Origin of the sequence: Rhodoferax sp. (assembly GCF_014859475.1) — a bacterium.
Lineage (GTDB): Bacteria > Pseudomonadota > Gammaproteobacteria > Burkholderiales > Burkholderiaceae_C > Rhodoferax.
The window spans coordinates 1-17,383 of the sequence record NZ_JACUUE010000013.1; the positions used below are offsets into that span (position 1 = coordinate 1).

16 protein-coding genes are annotated in these 17,383 nt (G+C 57.4%); 4 read left to right on the plus strand and 12 right to left on the minus strand.

Going from position 1 to position 17,383, the window contains the following annotated elements:
• Positions 1-159: 159 nt before the first annotated feature.
• The 3 genes from pal to IBX54_RS02325 are packed head-to-tail and all read right to left on the minus strand — an operon-like array spanning position 160 to position 2,836.
• The gene (gene pal, locus IBX54_RS02315; RefSeq protein WP_296541043.1) at positions 160-690 is read right to left on the minus strand and encodes a peptidoglycan-associated lipoprotein Pal; all 531 of its coding nucleotides are present in this window, start codon (positions 688-690) and stop codon (positions 160-162) included.
• 18 nt (positions 691-708) lie between these two features.
• Positions 709-1,974, minus strand: a complete 1,266-nt coding sequence (tolB, locus tag IBX54_RS02320) for a Tol-Pal system beta propeller repeat protein TolB (protein ID WP_296541044.1) — start codon at positions 1,972-1,974, stop codon at positions 709-711.
• A 10-nt stretch (positions 1,975-1,984) separates the two neighbouring features.
• Complete coding sequence (locus IBX54_RS02325) at positions 1,985-2,836, minus strand: glycosyltransferase family 2 protein (RefSeq protein WP_296541045.1); 852 nt, start codon at positions 2,834-2,836, stop codon at positions 1,985-1,987.
• A 71-nt stretch (positions 2,837-2,907) separates the two neighbouring features.
• Between IBX54_RS02325 and IBX54_RS02330 the strand changes: the two genes are divergently transcribed.
• The 3 genes from IBX54_RS02330 to IBX54_RS02340 all read left to right on the plus strand — a co-directional run bounded on the left by IBX54_RS02330 (position 2,908) and on the right by IBX54_RS02340 (position 7,018).
• Complete coding sequence (locus tag IBX54_RS02330; RefSeq protein WP_296541046.1) at positions 2,908-3,678, plus strand: glycosyltransferase family 2 protein; 771 nt, start codon at positions 2,908-2,910, stop codon at positions 3,676-3,678.
• A gap of 36 nt (positions 3,679-3,714) precedes the next feature.
• Positions 3,715-5,460, plus strand: a complete 1,746-nt coding sequence (gene msbA / locus IBX54_RS02335; protein ID WP_296541047.1) for a lipid A export permease/ATP-binding protein MsbA — start codon at positions 3,715-3,717, stop codon at positions 5,458-5,460.
• 157 nt (positions 5,461-5,617) lie between these two features.
• The gene (locus tag IBX54_RS02340; protein WP_296541048.1) at positions 5,618-7,018 is read left to right on the plus strand and encodes a glycosyltransferase family 39 protein; all 1,401 of its coding nucleotides are present in this window, start codon (positions 5,618-5,620) and stop codon (positions 7,016-7,018) included.
• Positions 7,019-7,049: 31 nt separating this feature from the next.
• Here the strand turns inward: IBX54_RS02340 and IBX54_RS02345 are convergent, their stop codons facing one another.
• The 9 genes from IBX54_RS02345 to IBX54_RS02385 are packed head-to-tail and all read right to left on the minus strand — an operon-like array spanning position 7,050 to position 15,793.
• The gene (locus tag IBX54_RS02345) at positions 7,050-8,288 is read right to left on the minus strand and encodes an O-antigen ligase family protein (RefSeq protein ID WP_296541049.1); all 1,239 of its coding nucleotides are present in this window, start codon (positions 8,286-8,288) and stop codon (positions 7,050-7,052) included.
• Positions 8,289-8,311: 23 nt separating this feature from the next.
• Positions 8,312-9,388 (minus strand): glycosyltransferase family 4 protein, encoded by a 1,077-nt coding sequence (locus tag IBX54_RS02350; RefSeq protein ID WP_296541050.1) that lies wholly within the window; start codon positions 9,386-9,388, stop codon positions 8,312-8,314.
• A 58-nt stretch (positions 9,389-9,446) separates the two neighbouring features.
• The gene (rng, locus tag IBX54_RS02355) at positions 9,447-10,922 is read right to left on the minus strand and encodes a ribonuclease G (protein WP_296541051.1); all 1,476 of its coding nucleotides are present in this window, start codon (positions 10,920-10,922) and stop codon (positions 9,447-9,449) included.
• Between the two features lie 24 nt (positions 10,923-10,946).
• On the minus strand, positions 10,947-11,414 hold the full coding sequence (gene rlmH / locus IBX54_RS02360; protein ID WP_296541052.1) for a 23S rRNA (pseudouridine(1915)-N(3))-methyltransferase RlmH: 468 nt from the start codon (positions 11,412-11,414) through the stop codon (positions 10,947-10,949).
• 9 nt (positions 11,415-11,423) lie between these two features.
• Entirely contained in the window at positions 11,424-12,218 is a 795-nt protein-coding gene (gene rsfS / locus IBX54_RS02365; protein ID WP_296541073.1) for a ribosome silencing factor, read from the minus strand.
• A complete protein-coding gene (nadD, locus tag IBX54_RS02370) occupies positions 12,218-12,835 on the minus strand; it encodes a nicotinate (nicotinamide) nucleotide adenylyltransferase (protein WP_296541053.1) in 618 nt (205 codons plus the stop codon). Before nadD ends, rsfS begins: the two co-directional genes overlap by 1 nt.
• Entirely contained in the window at positions 12,832-13,755 is a 924-nt protein-coding gene (gene hemF, locus IBX54_RS02375) for an oxygen-dependent coproporphyrinogen oxidase (RefSeq protein ID WP_296541054.1), read from the minus strand. Before hemF ends, nadD begins: the two co-directional genes overlap by 4 nt.
• The gene (purD, locus tag IBX54_RS02380) at positions 13,752-15,068 is read right to left on the minus strand and encodes a phosphoribosylamine--glycine ligase (RefSeq protein WP_296541055.1); all 1,317 of its coding nucleotides are present in this window, start codon (positions 15,066-15,068) and stop codon (positions 13,752-13,754) included. Before purD ends, hemF begins: the two co-directional genes overlap by 4 nt.
• On the minus strand, positions 15,065-15,793 hold the full coding sequence (locus IBX54_RS02385) for a YebC/PmpR family DNA-binding transcriptional regulator (protein ID WP_296541056.1): 729 nt from the start codon (positions 15,791-15,793) through the stop codon (positions 15,065-15,067). Before IBX54_RS02385 ends, purD begins: the two co-directional genes overlap by 4 nt.
• 58 nt (positions 15,794-15,851) lie before the next feature.
• On the opposite strand from IBX54_RS02385, the gene IBX54_RS02390 reads away from it, so the two are divergent.
• Positions 15,852-17,375 (plus strand): helicase HerA-like domain-containing protein, encoded by a 1,524-nt coding sequence (locus IBX54_RS02390; RefSeq protein WP_296541057.1) that lies wholly within the window; start codon positions 15,852-15,854, stop codon positions 17,373-17,375.
• Positions 17,376-17,383 lie beyond the last annotated feature (8 nt).

Consider the following 17,383-nt stretch of genomic DNA (forward strand, 5'->3'; position numbering starts at 1 on the left):
CGGTTCGCACGGCTTCCACGCGCTGACGCAAATCCAGGATCGCCTTGCGCGCCTCATCGTCCTCGAAAAACGCCGCGTGCGCACCGCTGAAGGCGCACAGAAAAATCAAAAAAACAAGGGAAGACCTGGAAAACAACAATGGCATTTTTTGGTCCCATTTCATGGGTAACGAATCTCGACACGTCGGTTTTTGGCAAAAGCCGCTTCTTCATAGCCAAGCACAACCGGTTTTTCCTTGCCAAAACTCACGGCCTCCATCTGACTCGGCGAAACACCCAAAATCGACAGCGCGTTGCGCACCGCATCGGCCCGCTTCTGGCCCAAAGCCAGGTTGTACTCGCGCCCGCCGCGCTCGTCGGTATGGCCTTCAAGAGCCACCCTGCGCTCCGGTTGGGCGCGCAACAGCCTCGCATGCGCCGCAATCATCGACTGAAATTCAGGTTTGACAACAAAGCTGTCGTAGTCAAAATAAACCAGTCGGGACTCACCGGCGGCCAGCGCTTGATCTGGCGAAGTGCCCAAATCCACCGGCACCACGCCACCCCCCTGCACACCGGAACCAGCCGCACCCGAGTCAGCGCCCACCGCTTTGGCCGTGGCATCTGAAACCGGAACGTCCGAGAGTGGTACCGAGGTTCCGCACGCCACCAAAAAGATCGACAACAAACCCGTCAAAACAAAATTCTTCATCCTGAAACTCCACTTCTGTTATTTGAAAAAAGGACCCCAATGCGGCTCACGGATATCACCCTGTTGCCCGCTGAGCCGGGCCTTGACCTTGCCGTCGAGCGTGCTCGTCATCAGCGCCTCGCGGCCCTGCTGTTGGGTGGCATACACCAGCATCCTGCCATTGGGCGAAAAGCTCGGGCTTTCATCAGCCGCAGAGTCCGTAATGGCAGAAACGGTACCTTCAGCCAGATTCATCAAGTGCAGTTTGAAAGCGCCGCCCACCCTTGAAATATAAGCCAGCCAGCGGCCGTCCTGGCTGATGGAAGGCGAAATGTTGTAAGAACCGGTAAATGTGACGCGCTCCGCCCCCTGACCGGACACCGCAACCCGGTAAATCTGGGGTGAGCCCCCCCGGTCGCTGACAAAATAAATGTGCTGCCCGTCGGGCGAAAACACCGGCTCGGTGTCAATGCTGGGCGACTGCATCAAGCGACGCGGCTCACCGCCGACTGCGGGCAACAGGAACAACTGGGAACCACCGTCACGGCTCAGCGTGAGCGCCAAAGTAGTGCCATCAGGTGACCAGGCCGGCGCGCTGTTGGAACCCTTGAAATTGGCGATCAAACGGCGTTTGCCGGTGCCCACGTTGTGCACATAGACCACCGGTTTGCGTGATTCGAAAGACACATAGGCCAGCTGGTTGCCGTCGGGCGACCAGGCGGGCGAAATAATGGGCTCCGGGCTGGCCAGCGCCGACTGGGCATTCTCGCCATCGGCATCGGCCACCCATAACTGGTAGCGCTGACCCGCTTTGGTCACATAGGCAATGCGCGTTGAAAAAACGCCCTTGTCGCCGGTCAGCTTTTCATAGATATCGTCGGCCACCCGATGCGCAGCCAAGCGCAGGTCGGGCGCGTTAACGGCAAAACTGCGACCACCCAAATCCTGGCCCTTGACCACGTCCCACAAACGAAACCGCACATCAAAGCGACCATCAGCGAGCTTGGTCGCGCTGCCCGAGGCAAAGGCATCGGCCCCCGCCTGGCGCAACGAGGACAGTTCAGGACGAGACGACTCATCAAAAACACCGGCGGGCGAAGGAATCACGCGAAACTGGCCGCTGCGCTCCAGATCAGCCTTGATGATTTCCGAGATTTTTTGCGGCAGCGCCTCTTGCCCCCTGAAAGGCGCAATCACCACAGGCACCTGCGTCAAGCCCACACCGGAGACTTCGATGCGAAATTGGGCGAAGGCTGGAAGACTTAGAAAACAACTTAAGAAATAGAAAAAATAACGTTTAATCATCAGCTCATTATTACAGTCTGGTCAGCACCACATCGTCATTGGCGCGGTTCTGAGAATAACCAAAGGTCGATCGGGTGACACCGGTTGTAACACGCTCCCTGACAATTTTGGCATTCTGTGACGCCTTGTTACGCTTGGCTTCCTCATGCCAAAGATGAAAAACCTCAGTCGCACAAAACCCGTTCTTGCGCACCACCCCGCTGTGATGCAGGCGCAACACGAAGTCGGCATCTTCATGACCCCATCCGACAAAGGACTCATCAAAGCCGTCCACTCGCTCAAAATCAGCCTTCCATAAAGCCATATTGCAACTACGGATACCTTTCCACGAAAATTTGCGCGCCAAGCGCCAAACCCCATCGGGTAAACGCAAAAGGTGCGAGAGTTTGCTGGCGTGCCCAAGCAGCCGCTGCTTGATCCAAAAGAAACTTGAGCGACCACAAACTGACTCAGAACCGGCCAGCACGCGCTGCGTCAAGTCAGGCGACAAAAGCACCCGACTGCCGTTGACAAAAAATCCGGCTTGGGCCAGTGCTTTGTGTCGCACGATAAAGTCCACCTCGGGCACACAATCACCATCCAGGAAAATGATGTACTGCCCTTTGGCAGCCGCGACACCAAGGTTGCGCACTTGGGAGGCCGTGAATCCAATATCTGGATGCCATACATGAACCACCCGCAATTCACGCGCTGCCGATGACTCCAAAATGGCTCGGCGATGCTCCTCACGCGACCCATCATCAGCCACGATGACCTCGAAGTTGCGATCCGTTTGTTGCACCAACCCCGCCATCACAGCCAAAAAGGCGTCGCTGCGGTTATAGGTAGTAATCACCACTGACACGGATTCTTGAGGGTTCATTTTGAACTAGACTATGCAGCCAACAATCAACACCGCACAGCTGTACGGCACGTCAAATACTACCACCCCCGATGAGCAAAATCTCCGTCTATATCATCGCTTTCAACGAAGCCGAAAAGGTGGCGGCCACCATTGAAAGCGCCAAATGGGCTGACGAAATTGTGCTGGTTGACTCGTGGAGTACCGACGGCACACCGGAAATAGCTACCAAGCTTGGTGCCCGTGTTGTTCAAGTGGACTTCAAGGGCTTCGGTGATTTGCGCAATCAGGCCATTGCCGCTTGCGCCCACGAGTGGATTTTTAGCCTGGATGCTGATGAGCGCTGCACACCCGCCGCCGAAAAGGAAATCCGCACCATCACCCAAGACCCGTCGGCATTGGACGCCTACTGGATGCCGCGCCGTAACTACTTCATGGGCCGCTGGATCAAACACTCTGGTTGGTACCCCAACTATCGGCAACCGCAATTGTTTCGCAAAGGACGCATGGCTTACGACCTCAAGCCAGTGCACGAGGGCTATATTCTTGACTCTGATCGACCCATTGGTTATCTGAAAAATGCCATCTGGCAGTTCCCTTTCAAAAACATGAGCGAGGTCATGCACAAGGCCAATCGCTACTCGACGCTGGGCGCCGAAAAGATCAAACACAAAAAACTTTCCATGGGCACAGCCCTGCGCCATGGCACCTGGTCCTTTTTAAAGCACTACGTCTTCAAGCTCGGTTTTCTTGACGGGTGGGCCGGCTTTGTCATTGCACTGGGGAACTTCGAAGGCACGTTTTACCGTTATGCCAAAGCCATCGAGATGCAGAAAGGGCCGCAATGGCAGGCGCCAAAGTGAGCCAAATTCAGCATCACTGGCTCCAATTAGCTGCCCATGTTTAGCAGCCCCGCTCTCAGCAGCCGTGCCATTTACGCCAGGCTGCTCAACTACCTGCGGCCCTACTGGAAAGCCTTCGCCCTGGCGGTACTTGGCATGGTTGCCATTGCTGCAACAGAACCGGCGTTTCCAGCCATCATGAAATACTTGCTGGACAACGGCTTCAAAACCGAAGATGCCCGCATGGTCTGGTTAATCCCATCCGGCATCGTGCTTTTGTTTTTGGTCAGGGGTGTCTTCACATTTTGTACCAGCTACCTGATGACATGGATATCCACCCGCCTCATTACCGACCTGCGGCGTGAGATGTTCGCCAAAATTCTGGTGCTGCCAACACAGGTGTATCACGAGCAATCCGCTGGCAAACTGATCTCCCGACTGATCTATGACGTCACACTCATCACTGAGGCGGCCACCACCGTACTGGTCACCATCATCCGTGAATCGCTCACCGCCGTCGCGCTGATCGCCTACTTGTTGTACCTTGACTGGAAACTCACGCTCATCACGCTTGCCATCGGACCCCTTTTTGCGTTCATCGTCAAAGCTTTCAGCCAGCGCATTCGTGCGGCCAGCCGTGGGACTCTGGAGGCGATTCGGCTTGTTTCGCACGCCATCGAGGAGTCCGTCCTGGCGCACAAGGTCATCAAAATCTTCGGGGGACAGCCGCAACAACGCGAACGCTTCAGGCTCGACACCGAGCGCCTGCGGCGCGCCATGATGCGCGAGGCTATTCCTGCGGCAGCTATCACCCCCATCACACACATGGCAGCTTCGGTAGCCGTTGCCATCATTACCTACCTGGCCTTGAGCCAGACGACGGGTCAGGCCGGCTCTTCCCCGGGCGGTTTCGTTTCTTTCATCACCGCCATGTTGATGCTGATTGCGCCCATCAAGAAACTCACTTCTGTCAACTCCATTCTTCAGCGCGGACTCGCAGCGTGCGAAAGCGTCTTCGCACTGCTTGACACCCCCTCTGAAGAAGAAAGCGGCAAACTCGAGTTAACGCACGTTACGGACAGCATCGACTTTGAGCATGTGAGCTTCACTTACCCTGGAGCTGAACGAATGGCGCTTGAAGACCTGAATCTGAGTATTAAAGCAGGTCAAACCGTTGCACTGGTTGGCGCATCGGGCGGCGGCAAGACAACCATCAGTGCGCTGATACCACGTTTCTACCGCGTGTCTTCGGGCCAAATTCGTATTGATGGTATTGACATCAATGACTTAACCTTGAACAGTCTGCGCCATAACATTTCCCTGGTCAGTCAGGATATTGTTTTATTCAACAGCACGATTGAGGCCAACATTGCCTTTGGCGCACGCGATACCTGCACCCGTGACGATGTGATCCAGGCAGCCAGAGCCGCCAATGCCTGGGAATTCATTGAGCAGTTGCCCGAGGGCCTTGACACCCTGATTGGAGAAAACGGTGCCAGACTTTCAGGCGGACAGCGTCAGCGCATTGCGATTTCGAGGGCCTTGTTAAAGAATGCACCAATCCTGATCCTCGATGAAGCCACTTCGGCGCTGGACACCGAATCGGAACGTCAGGTTCAGGCTGCCTTGGCCACGCTCATGAAGAATCGCACCACGCTTGTAATCGCCCATCGGCTCAGCACCATCGAGCGCGCCGATCTCATTTTGGTACTGGACCAGGGGCGAATAGTCGAAACAGGAAAACATGCTGAACTGGTTCGAGCCAACGGCTATTACGCCAACCTGTGTAGGCTGCAGACATGAGCCGGATTGCAGCTCCCAACGACTGCCAGCGCCTCTCTTGAGTCATCTACACAGGTGGTCTTTATGGTCACAGCTTGCAACATTGCTGGTTTCATCTGTCAGCACATATCTGCTGAATTATCATTGGACATTCGAATCTCAAAATCGGGACGCTTAGATGGAATTATTGAAAAGAACGACTAGCTATCCCGCATTGTTTTCTTGGGCCATCCTGTGCTTTGTACCTACGCTCTTTTATTTCTACGTGGGCGAGGAGGGCGTATTCACTCTCAACTCCATGGAGATGTGGAATCGGCAAGAGTTCATGAGTACCGTGATGTATGGTGCAATAGGTGGTGGTGGTGGTCGCCCGCCATTGATGAACTGGATCATGATTCCCATTGCCAACCTGATCGGTTGGGAGCATGTGCTGGTTGCGTCGCGCCTGGTAAGCGTGGGCGCAACAATAGGCACAAGTCTAACGGTCGCTTGGCTGGCACATTCACTGTGGCGAAATGATTCCGTCACTCGTTTAGCTGCAATCCTTTACTTGGTGACGGCGGATGTGATGCTCTATCGAGGCTGGCTGTCATATGCTGACCCGTTATTTGCAATGTTCGTCGTGTTGGCGATAGCCCAAACCTGGGTTGCCTGCCTGCGCAAAAATCACTGGCTGTTATTCGCGGCGATGCTATCTGCCTTCGCCGCCTTCATGACTAAGGCGCTGACGGTCTATATGTTCCTCGGGATCGCGATTATGGTGCTGATCCGCGATGTGGAAAATCGTCGCATCTTGTTGGGGAAAATGGCCTGGCTGGCGTATGCATGTGCAATGCTGCTACCATTTATTTGGTGGATGATGGGAACGCATGATAGCGCCCAACATGCCAAGATGTCTGATGACATCCTAAGCAAACTCGTGATACCCAATATTGGCAACTACCTTTTGCGCTTGGTTGCCTACCCATCAGAGATGTTCTTGAGACTCATGCCGGCGAGCCTCATCATCGCCTACTTCCTGCTACGTCAACGCGTAGTCGCACTGCAACAACCTGCTGTGGGCGCTGCTTTATTGATCGCGTTGATGAATTACCTGCCCTACCTCATCGCACCGGAGGGAGGTGTACGTTATGTGTTACCCGTCTACTCATTTGTGGTGTTGGCCGCAGCCTATCTTGTTGTGCATGAGACCAGCCCATTCCAAGTCAAAAAGTGGTTGGTTGGAATGCTGTTACTCGGCTCTACCGTTCATACGGTAGTCTTTCCTTGGTATCAGCGCACCTATCGAGGCGAAAACTATGCGCAGATGGCCAAGGAGATCGTTCAAAAGTACGGCGACTATCCACTTTATGTGACCAATGTCGCTTCGGTCGGACTTGCGGTGGCAGCTGAGATCAATACCTTACGTTTTGAAAAACATGCTCCATTGCTTTGGCCGCCCGCGGATTTCAAGGAGGGCATCGTCATAGCGCATGCACCAGAGGATGTGAAAGGTGAAGTGTTGCGGAAATTGCAAGTCAATGGTGATTCTGTGTTTCTTTTATGTCGCGGCAATGCTTGCAAAGCAGAAAATCACTGATAGAAACAATTGGCCAAGGGCCTAACCATGGCTATCGGTGTGACGTATTTCCGGCGTACAAACCATAGGCCAACATAACACCGATGGACAAACAAAAGAAAGAACCAATGTTGGCATCGTATAGCGACGAGTTAAACAGGCAAGAAACCACTAAAGCAGCCACTATCGACTGCCCGGCCCGGGCAACGGGCGGGTCCATTTTGTGAAAATCCTTCATGACAGCGCCCATCAATGCCATCAAAAGCAGGACACCGCCCACACCAAGCTGAACACCCCACAGCAAAAACTCCTGATGGGGGTTGCTTGCAACTTTAAACACCTCAAAATCAGCGTTTTTCCGGCGTTCAATTTTGTTGTATTCCGTCGTCCAACTGCCAACACCCGAACCGGCCAGCGGTTTCTGTGCCATAGCTTCCAGGGAAGTTTTCCAAAAATAAAGCCGAATACCCGTCGAAGTATTCGCAGCAGGTTTATCCATGTAGGAAGATACCTCGGACCCAGCAATAACAAATCTCTGTGGTATCGCACCCAAGCTGAAAGCCAAGATGGGGATCAATGGCGTCATGACGATTGAGGCCAAGCGATATCGCCTGGGTAAAGCCCAAAAAACAGCCAGCCCCACCATGGTCAAACCCACAAGTTGTCCCGTGCGCCCCACAAATACGAAAAAAACACTTCCCAAAGCCAGCAAAGAAATGGCGATAGCACCATAAAACAGTAGCCGGTTGGGTGCCAACGCCTTCAAATGCCAAAAAAGAGCAGCAACGACCGCGCTAATGATGCTCTGATCCAAATAAGTTGAAAACACGGCAAAAAATTCTTTGGCATGCTTCCCGGACGCCCAAACGACTGGCACATGGAAATACAGTAACCAGCTACTCAATAACAAGAAAGTCTGGAATCCAAGAAAAATCGTCAGCGCCAGAGTCGCCTCTTGCCGCGACCTGATCAGGATCAACAGTGCGGGTATCACCAAAAGTTTTCCGTACTTTCCAACGGCTTCCATGTCCTGGTCAAAAGGACCGGTCGTCCACAGCAAACTGCCAGCAAATGCTGCCAAAATCACAATGACCAGTTTGGGTGTCCACAAGGCTTGCCAAGACACCTGCCCAATAGCCTTATGACTATTCCGAAGCAAAACAAGCAATACCGTGAGCAATAAAAATAATTTGCCGAGGCTCATGGCGGCCATTGACAGGCCTGCGGAAGCGGCGGCCAAAGATACGATCGCAACGCGGACATTCACGCGGTTTGAATTGATGGATAACATGACACGACTTTAAAGAAGATAAATTAACCCACCATCAACGCTTGACGCTTTAAATCAACAATCAGGATTTCAGAATAAATCTCCACATACTCTTCTGCCACTTCGCGCCAACTCCGTTCAAATTGCGGCACAGGTTCGGCGCGACTTAACTGTTGATCCAGCGCTTCGACCCAGGCTTCCAGTGACGCTGCCAGCGGCAAAACGGCGCCTGAGGCTGGTGTCACGTGCGCTGCTGCACCGCACACATCGGAAATCAGCACAGGCACTTTGGCGGCCATGGCCTCACTGATCACCATGCCATATGGCTCAGCTTTGGCGGGGTGCAGCAGGACATCAAAGGCAGCGTAGTGCGCCTGATCACTCCAGCCCATCAATTTGAAGCCACCCTGCCAGTCGGCAAACAGATGCGCCACGTCGGCTGCAGCCGGTCCCACTACATGCAACTGCACATGGGGGCGGGTGCGGCGCAAGGCCGCAACGATTTCAACCGCCCGAGGCAAGCCCTTGCGCTGCCATTCCTTGCCGACAAAACCCACGATGCCGCCGTCTGGCGGAACTGCGCGCGGCTCACGAACCACACCCGGCACCACGCCCGGAACAATCGGCTCGGTGAGCTTGTGCGCCAGCTCCGGATAGTAGTGCGCCAGCGACTGGCTGATGAACCGGGAGTTCGGCACCACAAAGCGAGGCGTGGACAACTCGCGGCGCTCCAAAAACAACTGCATGGCAATGCGCAAGGAAATCAGACGCCACCAAGGCTTGTCCAATACGTTCGCAAAAGGCGGGCCGTGAAAGGTGGTGATGTGGTGGCTATTGAGTCGTTCGTGGCTATGAATCACAGCATCGGGACAGGGATGATCCACCAAAAAGCGTGCCACTCGCCGACCAAAACGCAACAAGGACAGCCAGCGCGGACGCGGTGCAATTTCACCGATTTCATGAACCGTTATGCCTTCGAGCTTGTCAACGTGGCAGCGCTCGCAAATAACACTGACTCGATGACCGAGCTGCTGCAGTTCGCGCGTCAACTCCCAGACATAACGCTCCATGCCGCCCACCGGTCCATACCGGCGCACCACATGAATCAATTCAAGTTGCAACAAAATTTTTACCCTTGATCAACAAACGCAAGAACCGGGCAGCCGCGGCTGGTTAGCCTCACAGCAGCACAACATCATATTGCTCCTGCCCCATCGCGCTCTCGCTCTGCAGCGACACCGGTTTGCCAATGAACTCGCTCAGGCCGGCCAGATGCTGGCTTTCTTCGTCCAGAAACAATTCAATCACCTTGGGTGAGGCTACCACGCGAAATTCCTTGGGGTTGAACTGGCGCGCTTCGCGCAAGATCTCGCGAAAAATATCGTAGGCCACGCTGCGCGCAGTTTTCACAATACCCTTGCCCTGGCACAGCGGACAGGGCTCGCACAACATGTGCGCCAGCGACTCGCGGGTGCGCTTGCGTGTCATTTCCACCAGGCCCAGTTGCGAAAACCCACCGCACATGGTCTTGACGCGGTCGCGCGCCAGTTGCTTGCGAATCTCGGCCAGCACAGCCTCACGGTGCTCTTCGGGTGCCATGTCGATGAAATCGACAATGATGATGCCGCCCAGGTTGCGCAGGCGCAGTTGCCGCGCAATGGCGTGCGTGGCCTCCAGGTTGGTCTTGAAAATTGTGTCGTCAAAATTGCGCGCACCCACATAAGCGCCGGTGTTCACATCGACCGTGGTCAAGGCTTCGGTCTGGTCCACGATCAGGTAGCCGCCCGATTTCAAGTCAACGCGCCGCCCCAGCGCCTTGGCAATTTCCTCGTCGATGGCATAGAGGTCAAAAATGGGACGCTCGCCCTTGTAGTGCACCAGCTTTTGCGCGGCGGCGGGCATGAACTCGTGGCCAAAAGCCTTCAGCACGGCAAATTGTTCCAGTGAATCGACCTTGATGAATTGGGTGAACTCGGTCGTCAGGTCGCGCAGCACGCGCTGCAACAAGCTCAAATCCTGATGCAGTAGCGAAGTAACAGGCAGCTTGGTAGCGGCCTCGCGAACACGCGCCCAGGCCTTGCGCAAGTACGCAATGTCGTCGGCCAGTTCCTGGTCGGTAGCGTCCTCGCCATTGGTACGCAAGATAAAACCGCCGCCCTGCTCGCCCACCAGGGTCTGCAAGCGTCGGCGCAACTCGTCGCGCTGCTCGGGCGGAATTTTTTGCGAAACGCCCAGGTGCTCGTCCTGTGGCAAGAACACCAGCATGCGCCCTGCGATGCTGATTTGCGTCGATAGCCGCGCCCCCTTGGTGCCAATCGGGTCCTTGATCACTTGCACCATCAGGCTCTGGCCTTCGAACACCTGCTTTTCAATCGGGATTTGCGTCGCCGCGTTGCGTGCAGCCGAAATCGTCTCGCCCTCAACCGGCGCATGCCAGACGTCGGCCACGTGCAAAAACGCTGCCCGCTCCAGACCAATGTCGATGAACGCCGACTGCATGCCCGGCAGCACGCGCGCCACCTTGCCCAGATAGACGTTGCCGACCAGCCCGCGCTCCAGCGTGCGCTCCACGTGCAGCTCTTGCAGCACGCCGTTTTCCACCACCGCCACCCGGGTTTCCTGGGGCGACCAGTTGATCAAAATATCTTCTTGCATGGCTTCTGTGTTTTCGGAAAGTGACTACTCGCGATGGTAGGGGTGTTTGGCGTTGATCGACCAGGCACGGTAAAGCTGCTCGATCAACAGCACGCGCACCATGGCGTGCGGCAGCGTCAAATCTGACAAACGAATGCGCTCATGGGCAGCTTGCCTGAAGGCGGGGTCGAGCCCGTCGGGGCCGCCAATCACCAGCGCCACATCATCACCCGACAACTGCCAGTTTTCCAGTTTTTGCGCCAGCGCCATCGTACTCAAAGCCGCGCCGCGCTCGTCCAGCGCCACCACTCTGAAACCCTTGGGGATGGCGGCCTCGATGCGTGCGCGCTCGGCTACCAGCAGGGTGTCGAGTGCTTTGGAGGCGCGGGGCTCGGTTTTGACGGCTTTGAGCTCGACCTTAAGCTCAAAAGGGAAGCGTTTGGCGTAATCGTCCCAGGCCGTTTGCGCCCAGTCGGGTACGCGCTGACCGACGGCAACAATCAGCAACCGCACAGAGTTGCGTCAGGCTTTGCGCTCAGCCGTCTTCCTGGCGGGCGCTTTTTTGACAGGGCTCTTTTTGGCGGCGGCCTTTTTGGCAGCCGGCTTGACCGGTGCATTGACCACCAGGGTTTTGATGCGGGGTTTGACCACCACGGCATCAGTGTCGGCCACTTTCCGTTTGGGCACTGAGGCGGTTTTTACGGCTGCCTTTTTGGCGGCTGCCGCTTCCGAGGCAGCTGTCTTTGCCATTTGCGCCCTGGTCGGGAACGCCTCTTGCACGCCTCGTTTGGCGGCACTGGAGCGGCGCAAACTCGCCACCGGCTTGGCAGCATCCTTGGCATCGGTTTTGCCTACCTTGGCTTCTGCAGCCACCACGGGTTTGGCAGCGCCAAACTTCAGGCGCACCGGCTTTTCACCCCAGAGTTCTTCCAGGTTGTAGTACGTCCGGTAGGTAGGTTGCATCACATGCACCACGGCCTGGCCACAATCCACAATGATCCACTCGCCGTTGGCCTCGCCCTCGACGCGCGGCTTGGCAAAACCCGCCTCGCGCACCGCGTCGATCACGCTCATGGCCAGCGCCTTGGTCTGCCGGTTGGACGTGCCCGAGGCCACGATGACCCGCTCGAACAGCGACGAGAGGTGCTCGGTGTCAAACACCACAATCTCTTGCGCCTTGACATCTTCCAGGCCATCGACGATGGCGCGCTGCAATTTTTGGATGTCTTTTTTTTCCGCACTGGCCGAGGCGGCTTTGGTGCTGGCTTGGCGCACAGGTTTCTTGGCTTTGCTGGCTGCAGTAATTTGGGTAGTCATCAATTTGAAAGGTAGAGGTGATGGTCGGCAATATAACGCGCAACGGGTTCGGACACCAGTGTTTGCACCGATTGCCCTGTGGCGATCATGTTGCGAATTTGGGTGGCACTCACGGGTGTGGCAGGCATGGACAGATGCAAAAACCGTTCAGGAAACAAATTTTCGGCATCGAACATGGTGCCGTTCTTTGATTGTTGGTCGCGAGTAGCTACACAAATTATAGCTAATTGAAGAATGGCCTGCCAATCGTGCCAACTGGTCAGCGCGGCCGCCTGGTCTGCGCCCATGATCAGGAACAATTCGGCCCCGGGTTCCGCGGCTGCAATGTGTCGCAAAGTGTCCACGGTATAGCTTGGGCCGCGGCGCGCGATTTCCTGGGTATCGACATGAATGTGCGGCACATCGTCAAACGCCAGCTGCACCATGGCCAGGCGATGCGCGGCGGCGCTCAAGCGCCGTGGTTTGTGCCAGGCATCACCCGTGGGCACCACGCGCAGTACATCGAGCTTGAGCTCGGCCAGCGCCGCCTCCAGCAAGGCCCGATGCGCCAGGTGCGGCGGGTCGAAGGCACCGCCAAACACGCCGATGCGTCGGCGTTGGGGAGCGTCCCGGTTCAAACCCAATCCCGGCGCACCAAAAATTGGCTGTACAGCTCGGCCTCGGGCGTGCCGGGGGCCGGCACCTGCTGGTAGGCCCAACTCACCAGCGGCGGCATGGAGAGCAATATCGACTCGCTGCGGCCACCCGACTGCAAGCCAAAGTGCGTGCCCCGGTCCCACACCAGGTTGAACTCCACATAACGGCCGCGCCGGTAAAGCTGGAAAGCCCGCTCGCGCTCGCCATAGGGCGTGTTTTGGCGGCGCGCCACGATGGGCAGGTAGGCGCTCAAAAATGCGTTGCCCACCGCTTGCATCATGGCCAGGCTTTGCTCGGCGCCGAGCTCGGAGAAGTCGTCAAAAAACACACCACCCACGCCGCGCGGCTCATTGCGGTGCTTCAGGAAAAAATAGTCGTCGCACCAGGTTTTGAAACGCGGGTATTTGTCGTCGCCAAAGGGCTGCAAGGCCGCTCTGCAGGTCTGGTGAAAATGCACTGCATCTTCTTCAAAACCATAGTAGGGCGTCAGGTCCATGCCGCCGCCAAACCAGCACGCCTCGGCACCATCAGGGGCCTCGGCCGAGATCATGCGCACGTTCATGTGCACCGTGGGCACGTAAGGGTTGCGCGGATGGAACACCAGCGACACGCCCATGGCTTCGAACGGCGCGCCCGAGAGCTCCGGGCGATGCTGGGTGGCCGACGGCGGCAGCCTGGGGCCGCTCACGTGCGAAAAGCCACAACCGGCGCGCTCAAAAATGGCCCCGCCTTCCAGAATTTTCGTGATGCCCTGCCCTTGCAATATCTCGCCAGCGGGTTTTTGCCAGGCATCGGTCAAGAACGCGGAACCATCCAGTTCGGAAATGGCATCAGTAATACTGGCCTGCAGACCGCGCAAGTAGTCACCGACCACCTCGGTCGGCAAGCGGGTGCTTGTCATGCGGGTGTTCCCTTGATGGCGCGGTGGCCAATGTCATGGCGGTATTGCATGCCGTCAAATCGAATGCCCATGATGACCTCGTAGGCGCGCTGCTGGGCCTGGCGCACGCTGTCGGCAAGCACGGTCACACACAGCACCCGGCCACCGGAAGTCAGTAATTGCCCATCCTGCACCTTGGTGCCGGCATGGAACACGCAGGCATCTTCTGCCTCGGGTGGCATGCCGCTGATGGCATCGCCTTTGCGCGGACTCGCTGGGTAGCCATGCGCTGCCAGCACCACGCCAAGCGCGGTGCGCCGATCCCATTCCAGCTCAACCTGATCGAGCTTGCCGTGCGGCCCCGGCTCGGTCGCCGCCATCATCACATCGACCAGATCGGTTTTCAGACGCATCATGATCGGCTGAGTCTCGGGGTCGCCCATGCGGCAATTGAACTCAAGCGTTTTGGGCTGCCCCTGGGCGTCGATCATCAGGCCGGCGTACAGGAAACCGGTAAAGGGAATACCGTCTTTCTCCATGCCACGCACTGTTGGCAAAATGATGTCGCGCATGGCGCGGGCGTGCACGTCGGGCGTCACCACCGGCGCTGGTGAATAAGCGCCCATGCCGCCGGTGTTGGGACCCTGGTCGCCATCAAGCAGGCGTTTGTGGTCCTGGCTGGTGGCCAGCGGCAACACATTTTTACCGTCCACCATCACAATAAAGCTGGCTTCTTCGCCTTGCAAGAATTCTTCGATGACCACCCGCGGCACAGCAGCCCCGTCAGCACCGGCGTTGTGCAGCACACCCAATGTGTTGCCGAGCAGCATGAAGTCAACCGCCTCGTGCGCTTCGGCCAGGGTCATGGCCACCACCACGCCTTTGCCAGCCGCCAGACCATCGGCCTTGACCACAATCGGTGCGCCTTTCTGGTCGATGTAGGCATGCGCCGCTGCTGCGTCGGTAAAGGTGTCGAACTCGGCGGTGGGAATGTTGTGGCGCTGCATGAAGGCTTTGGAAAACGCCTTGGAGCTTTCCAGTTGAGCAGCAGCCTGTGTGGGCCCAAAAATGCGCAGACCGTTTTTGCGAAAAATATCCACCACGCCGGCAGCCAGCGGCACTTCAGGCCCCACTACCGTCAGCACGATTTTTTGCGCCAGCGCCCATGCGCACAACGCATTCACGTCGGTGATCGGCACGTTCTCAAAACGGTCGTCTTGCGCCGTGCCGCCGTTGCCGGGCGCGAGGTAAATCTTGTGGGCTTTAGGCGACTGCAGCAGTCGCCAGGCCAGTGCATGCTCGCGGCCACCGCCACCTATGACCAGAATCTTCATTCGGTGTCCAGTTCGGCGTTGTGATAGACCTCTTGCACGTCGTCCAGGTCTTCAAGAGCATCCAGCAGTTTTTGCATGCGAATGGCCTCGTCGCCGGTGAGTTCGATCGGGTTTTCAGCGCGCATCGTCACCTCGGCATCATCGGGCGTCAGGCCAGCGGCTTCCAGTGCATTCTTGACGGCTTCAAAATCGGCCACAGAGGTAATCACCTCGATGGCGCCGTCGTCATCGCTGATGACATCTTCGGCGCCCGAGTCCAGCGCCACTTCCATCACCTTGTCTTCAGATGTGCCCGGCGCAAAAATGAGCTGGCCGCAGTGCTTGAACTGGAACGCCACCGAGCCCTCGGTGCCCATGTTGCCACCGTATTTGGCAAAGGCGTGGCGCACCTCGGCCACGGTGCGCACCTTGTTGTCGGTCATGGTGTCAACAATGATGGCCGCGCCGCCGATGCCGTAGCCCTCATAGCGGATTTCCTCGTAAGTGATGCCTTCGACGCTGCCGGTGGCCTTGTCGATGTTGTACTTCACGCGGTCGGCGGGCATGTTGGCCGCCTTGGCCCGGTCCACTGCCAGGCGCAAGCGCGGGTTGGTGCCCAGGTCGGCGCCACCGGAGCGGGCAGCCACCGTGATCTCACGGATGATGCGGGTCCAGATCTTGCCGCGTTTCTCGTCCTGGCGGCCTTTGCGGTGCTGAATATTGGCCCATTTACTGTGTCCTGCCACGTGAAATCCTTCAAAAGTTCGTTACGCTATCGGCTCGATTGTACTTTTGGAGCCAGACATGCCCGAACCCATATTGATCGCCCAGCACGGTCAGACCCAATGTTTGCTGCAACCCGACAAGGCCAACCGCCACGGCCTCATCACCGGCGCCACCGGCACCGGCAAAACCATTACGCTGCAAACCCTGGCCGAAGGCTTTTCCAAGCTCGGTGTGCCGGTCTTCATGGCCGACGTCAAAGGTGACCTGACCGGCATTTCACAACCCGGCTCGGCCACCCCCAAGCTGGCCAAGGTCATTGCCGAGCGTGGTCTGGAAACACCCGAATTTGCCGCCTTCCCCACCACCTTGTGGGACGTGTTTGGCGAGCAGGGCCACCCGGTGCGCGCCACCGTGAGCGACCTCGGGCCGCTGCTGCTGGGGCGAATGCTCAACCTCAACGAAACCCAGGCCGGCGTGCTGCAACTGGTTTTCAAGATTGCCGACGACCAAGGTCTGATGCTGCTTGACATGAAAGACCTGCGTGCCATGTGCCAGTTTGTCGGTGACAACGCTCGCAACTTCACCACCGAATACGGCAACATCAGCGCCGCCAGCATTGGCGCCATCCAGCGCGGCCTGATGCAGGTCGAGGCCCAGGGCGGCGACCAGTTCTTTGGCGAGCCCATGCTCAACATCGACGATTTCATGCAAACAGATGGCGCAGGCCGCGGCATGATCAACATCCTGGCCGCCGACCGGCTGATGAATTCGCCGCGCCTGTACAGCACCTTTTTGCTCTGGATGCTCAGCGAACTCTTTGAGAACCTGCCCGAAGTGGGTGACCTGGACAAGCCCAAGCTGGTGTTTTTCTTCGACGAGGCGCACCTGCTGTTCAACGGCGCGCCCAAGGTGCTGATCGAGCGCATCGAACTGGTGGTGCGCCTGGTGCGCTCCAAAGGCGTGGGTGTTTATTTTGTGACGCAAAACCCGCTCGACATTCCCGACAGCGTGCTGGCTCAACTGGGCAACCGGGTGCAGCACGCGCTGCGCGCCTTCACGCCGCGCGACCAAAAAGCCGTCAAATCGGCGGCAGACACCATGCGCCCCAACGCCGGGCTGGACATTGGCGCGGCCATCACCGAACTGGGTGTGGGCGAGGCGCTGGTGAGCTTTCTGGATACAAAAGGCCGCCCCTGCCCCACTGAGCGCGTCTTTGTGCTGCCACCGGCCAGCCAGATCGGGCCCATCACGCCAGCGCAACGACAAACCCTGCTCACCGAATCCATCGTCGCCGGGGTCTATGAAAAGACGCTCGACCGGGAGTCGGCCTATGAAAAGCTCAAGGGCCACGCCGCGGCGCGCGCCGCGCAGGAAGAAAACAAAGCGACCAGCGCCAACGAAGCACCGGCAGCCCAGGGTGGCGGCATGTTCGACAGCATCGGCGCCGGACTGGGCAGCCTGCTCGGCGGTGGCAGCGGTGGCCGACGCACCTCGGCGGGCGAACAGTTCTTTAAAAGCGCCGCCAGTTCCATCGGCAGTGCCGTGGGCCGCCAGATCGTTCGCGGCGTGCTCGGCGGCATTTTTGGCGGTGCCAAGCGCTAAACCCAAAC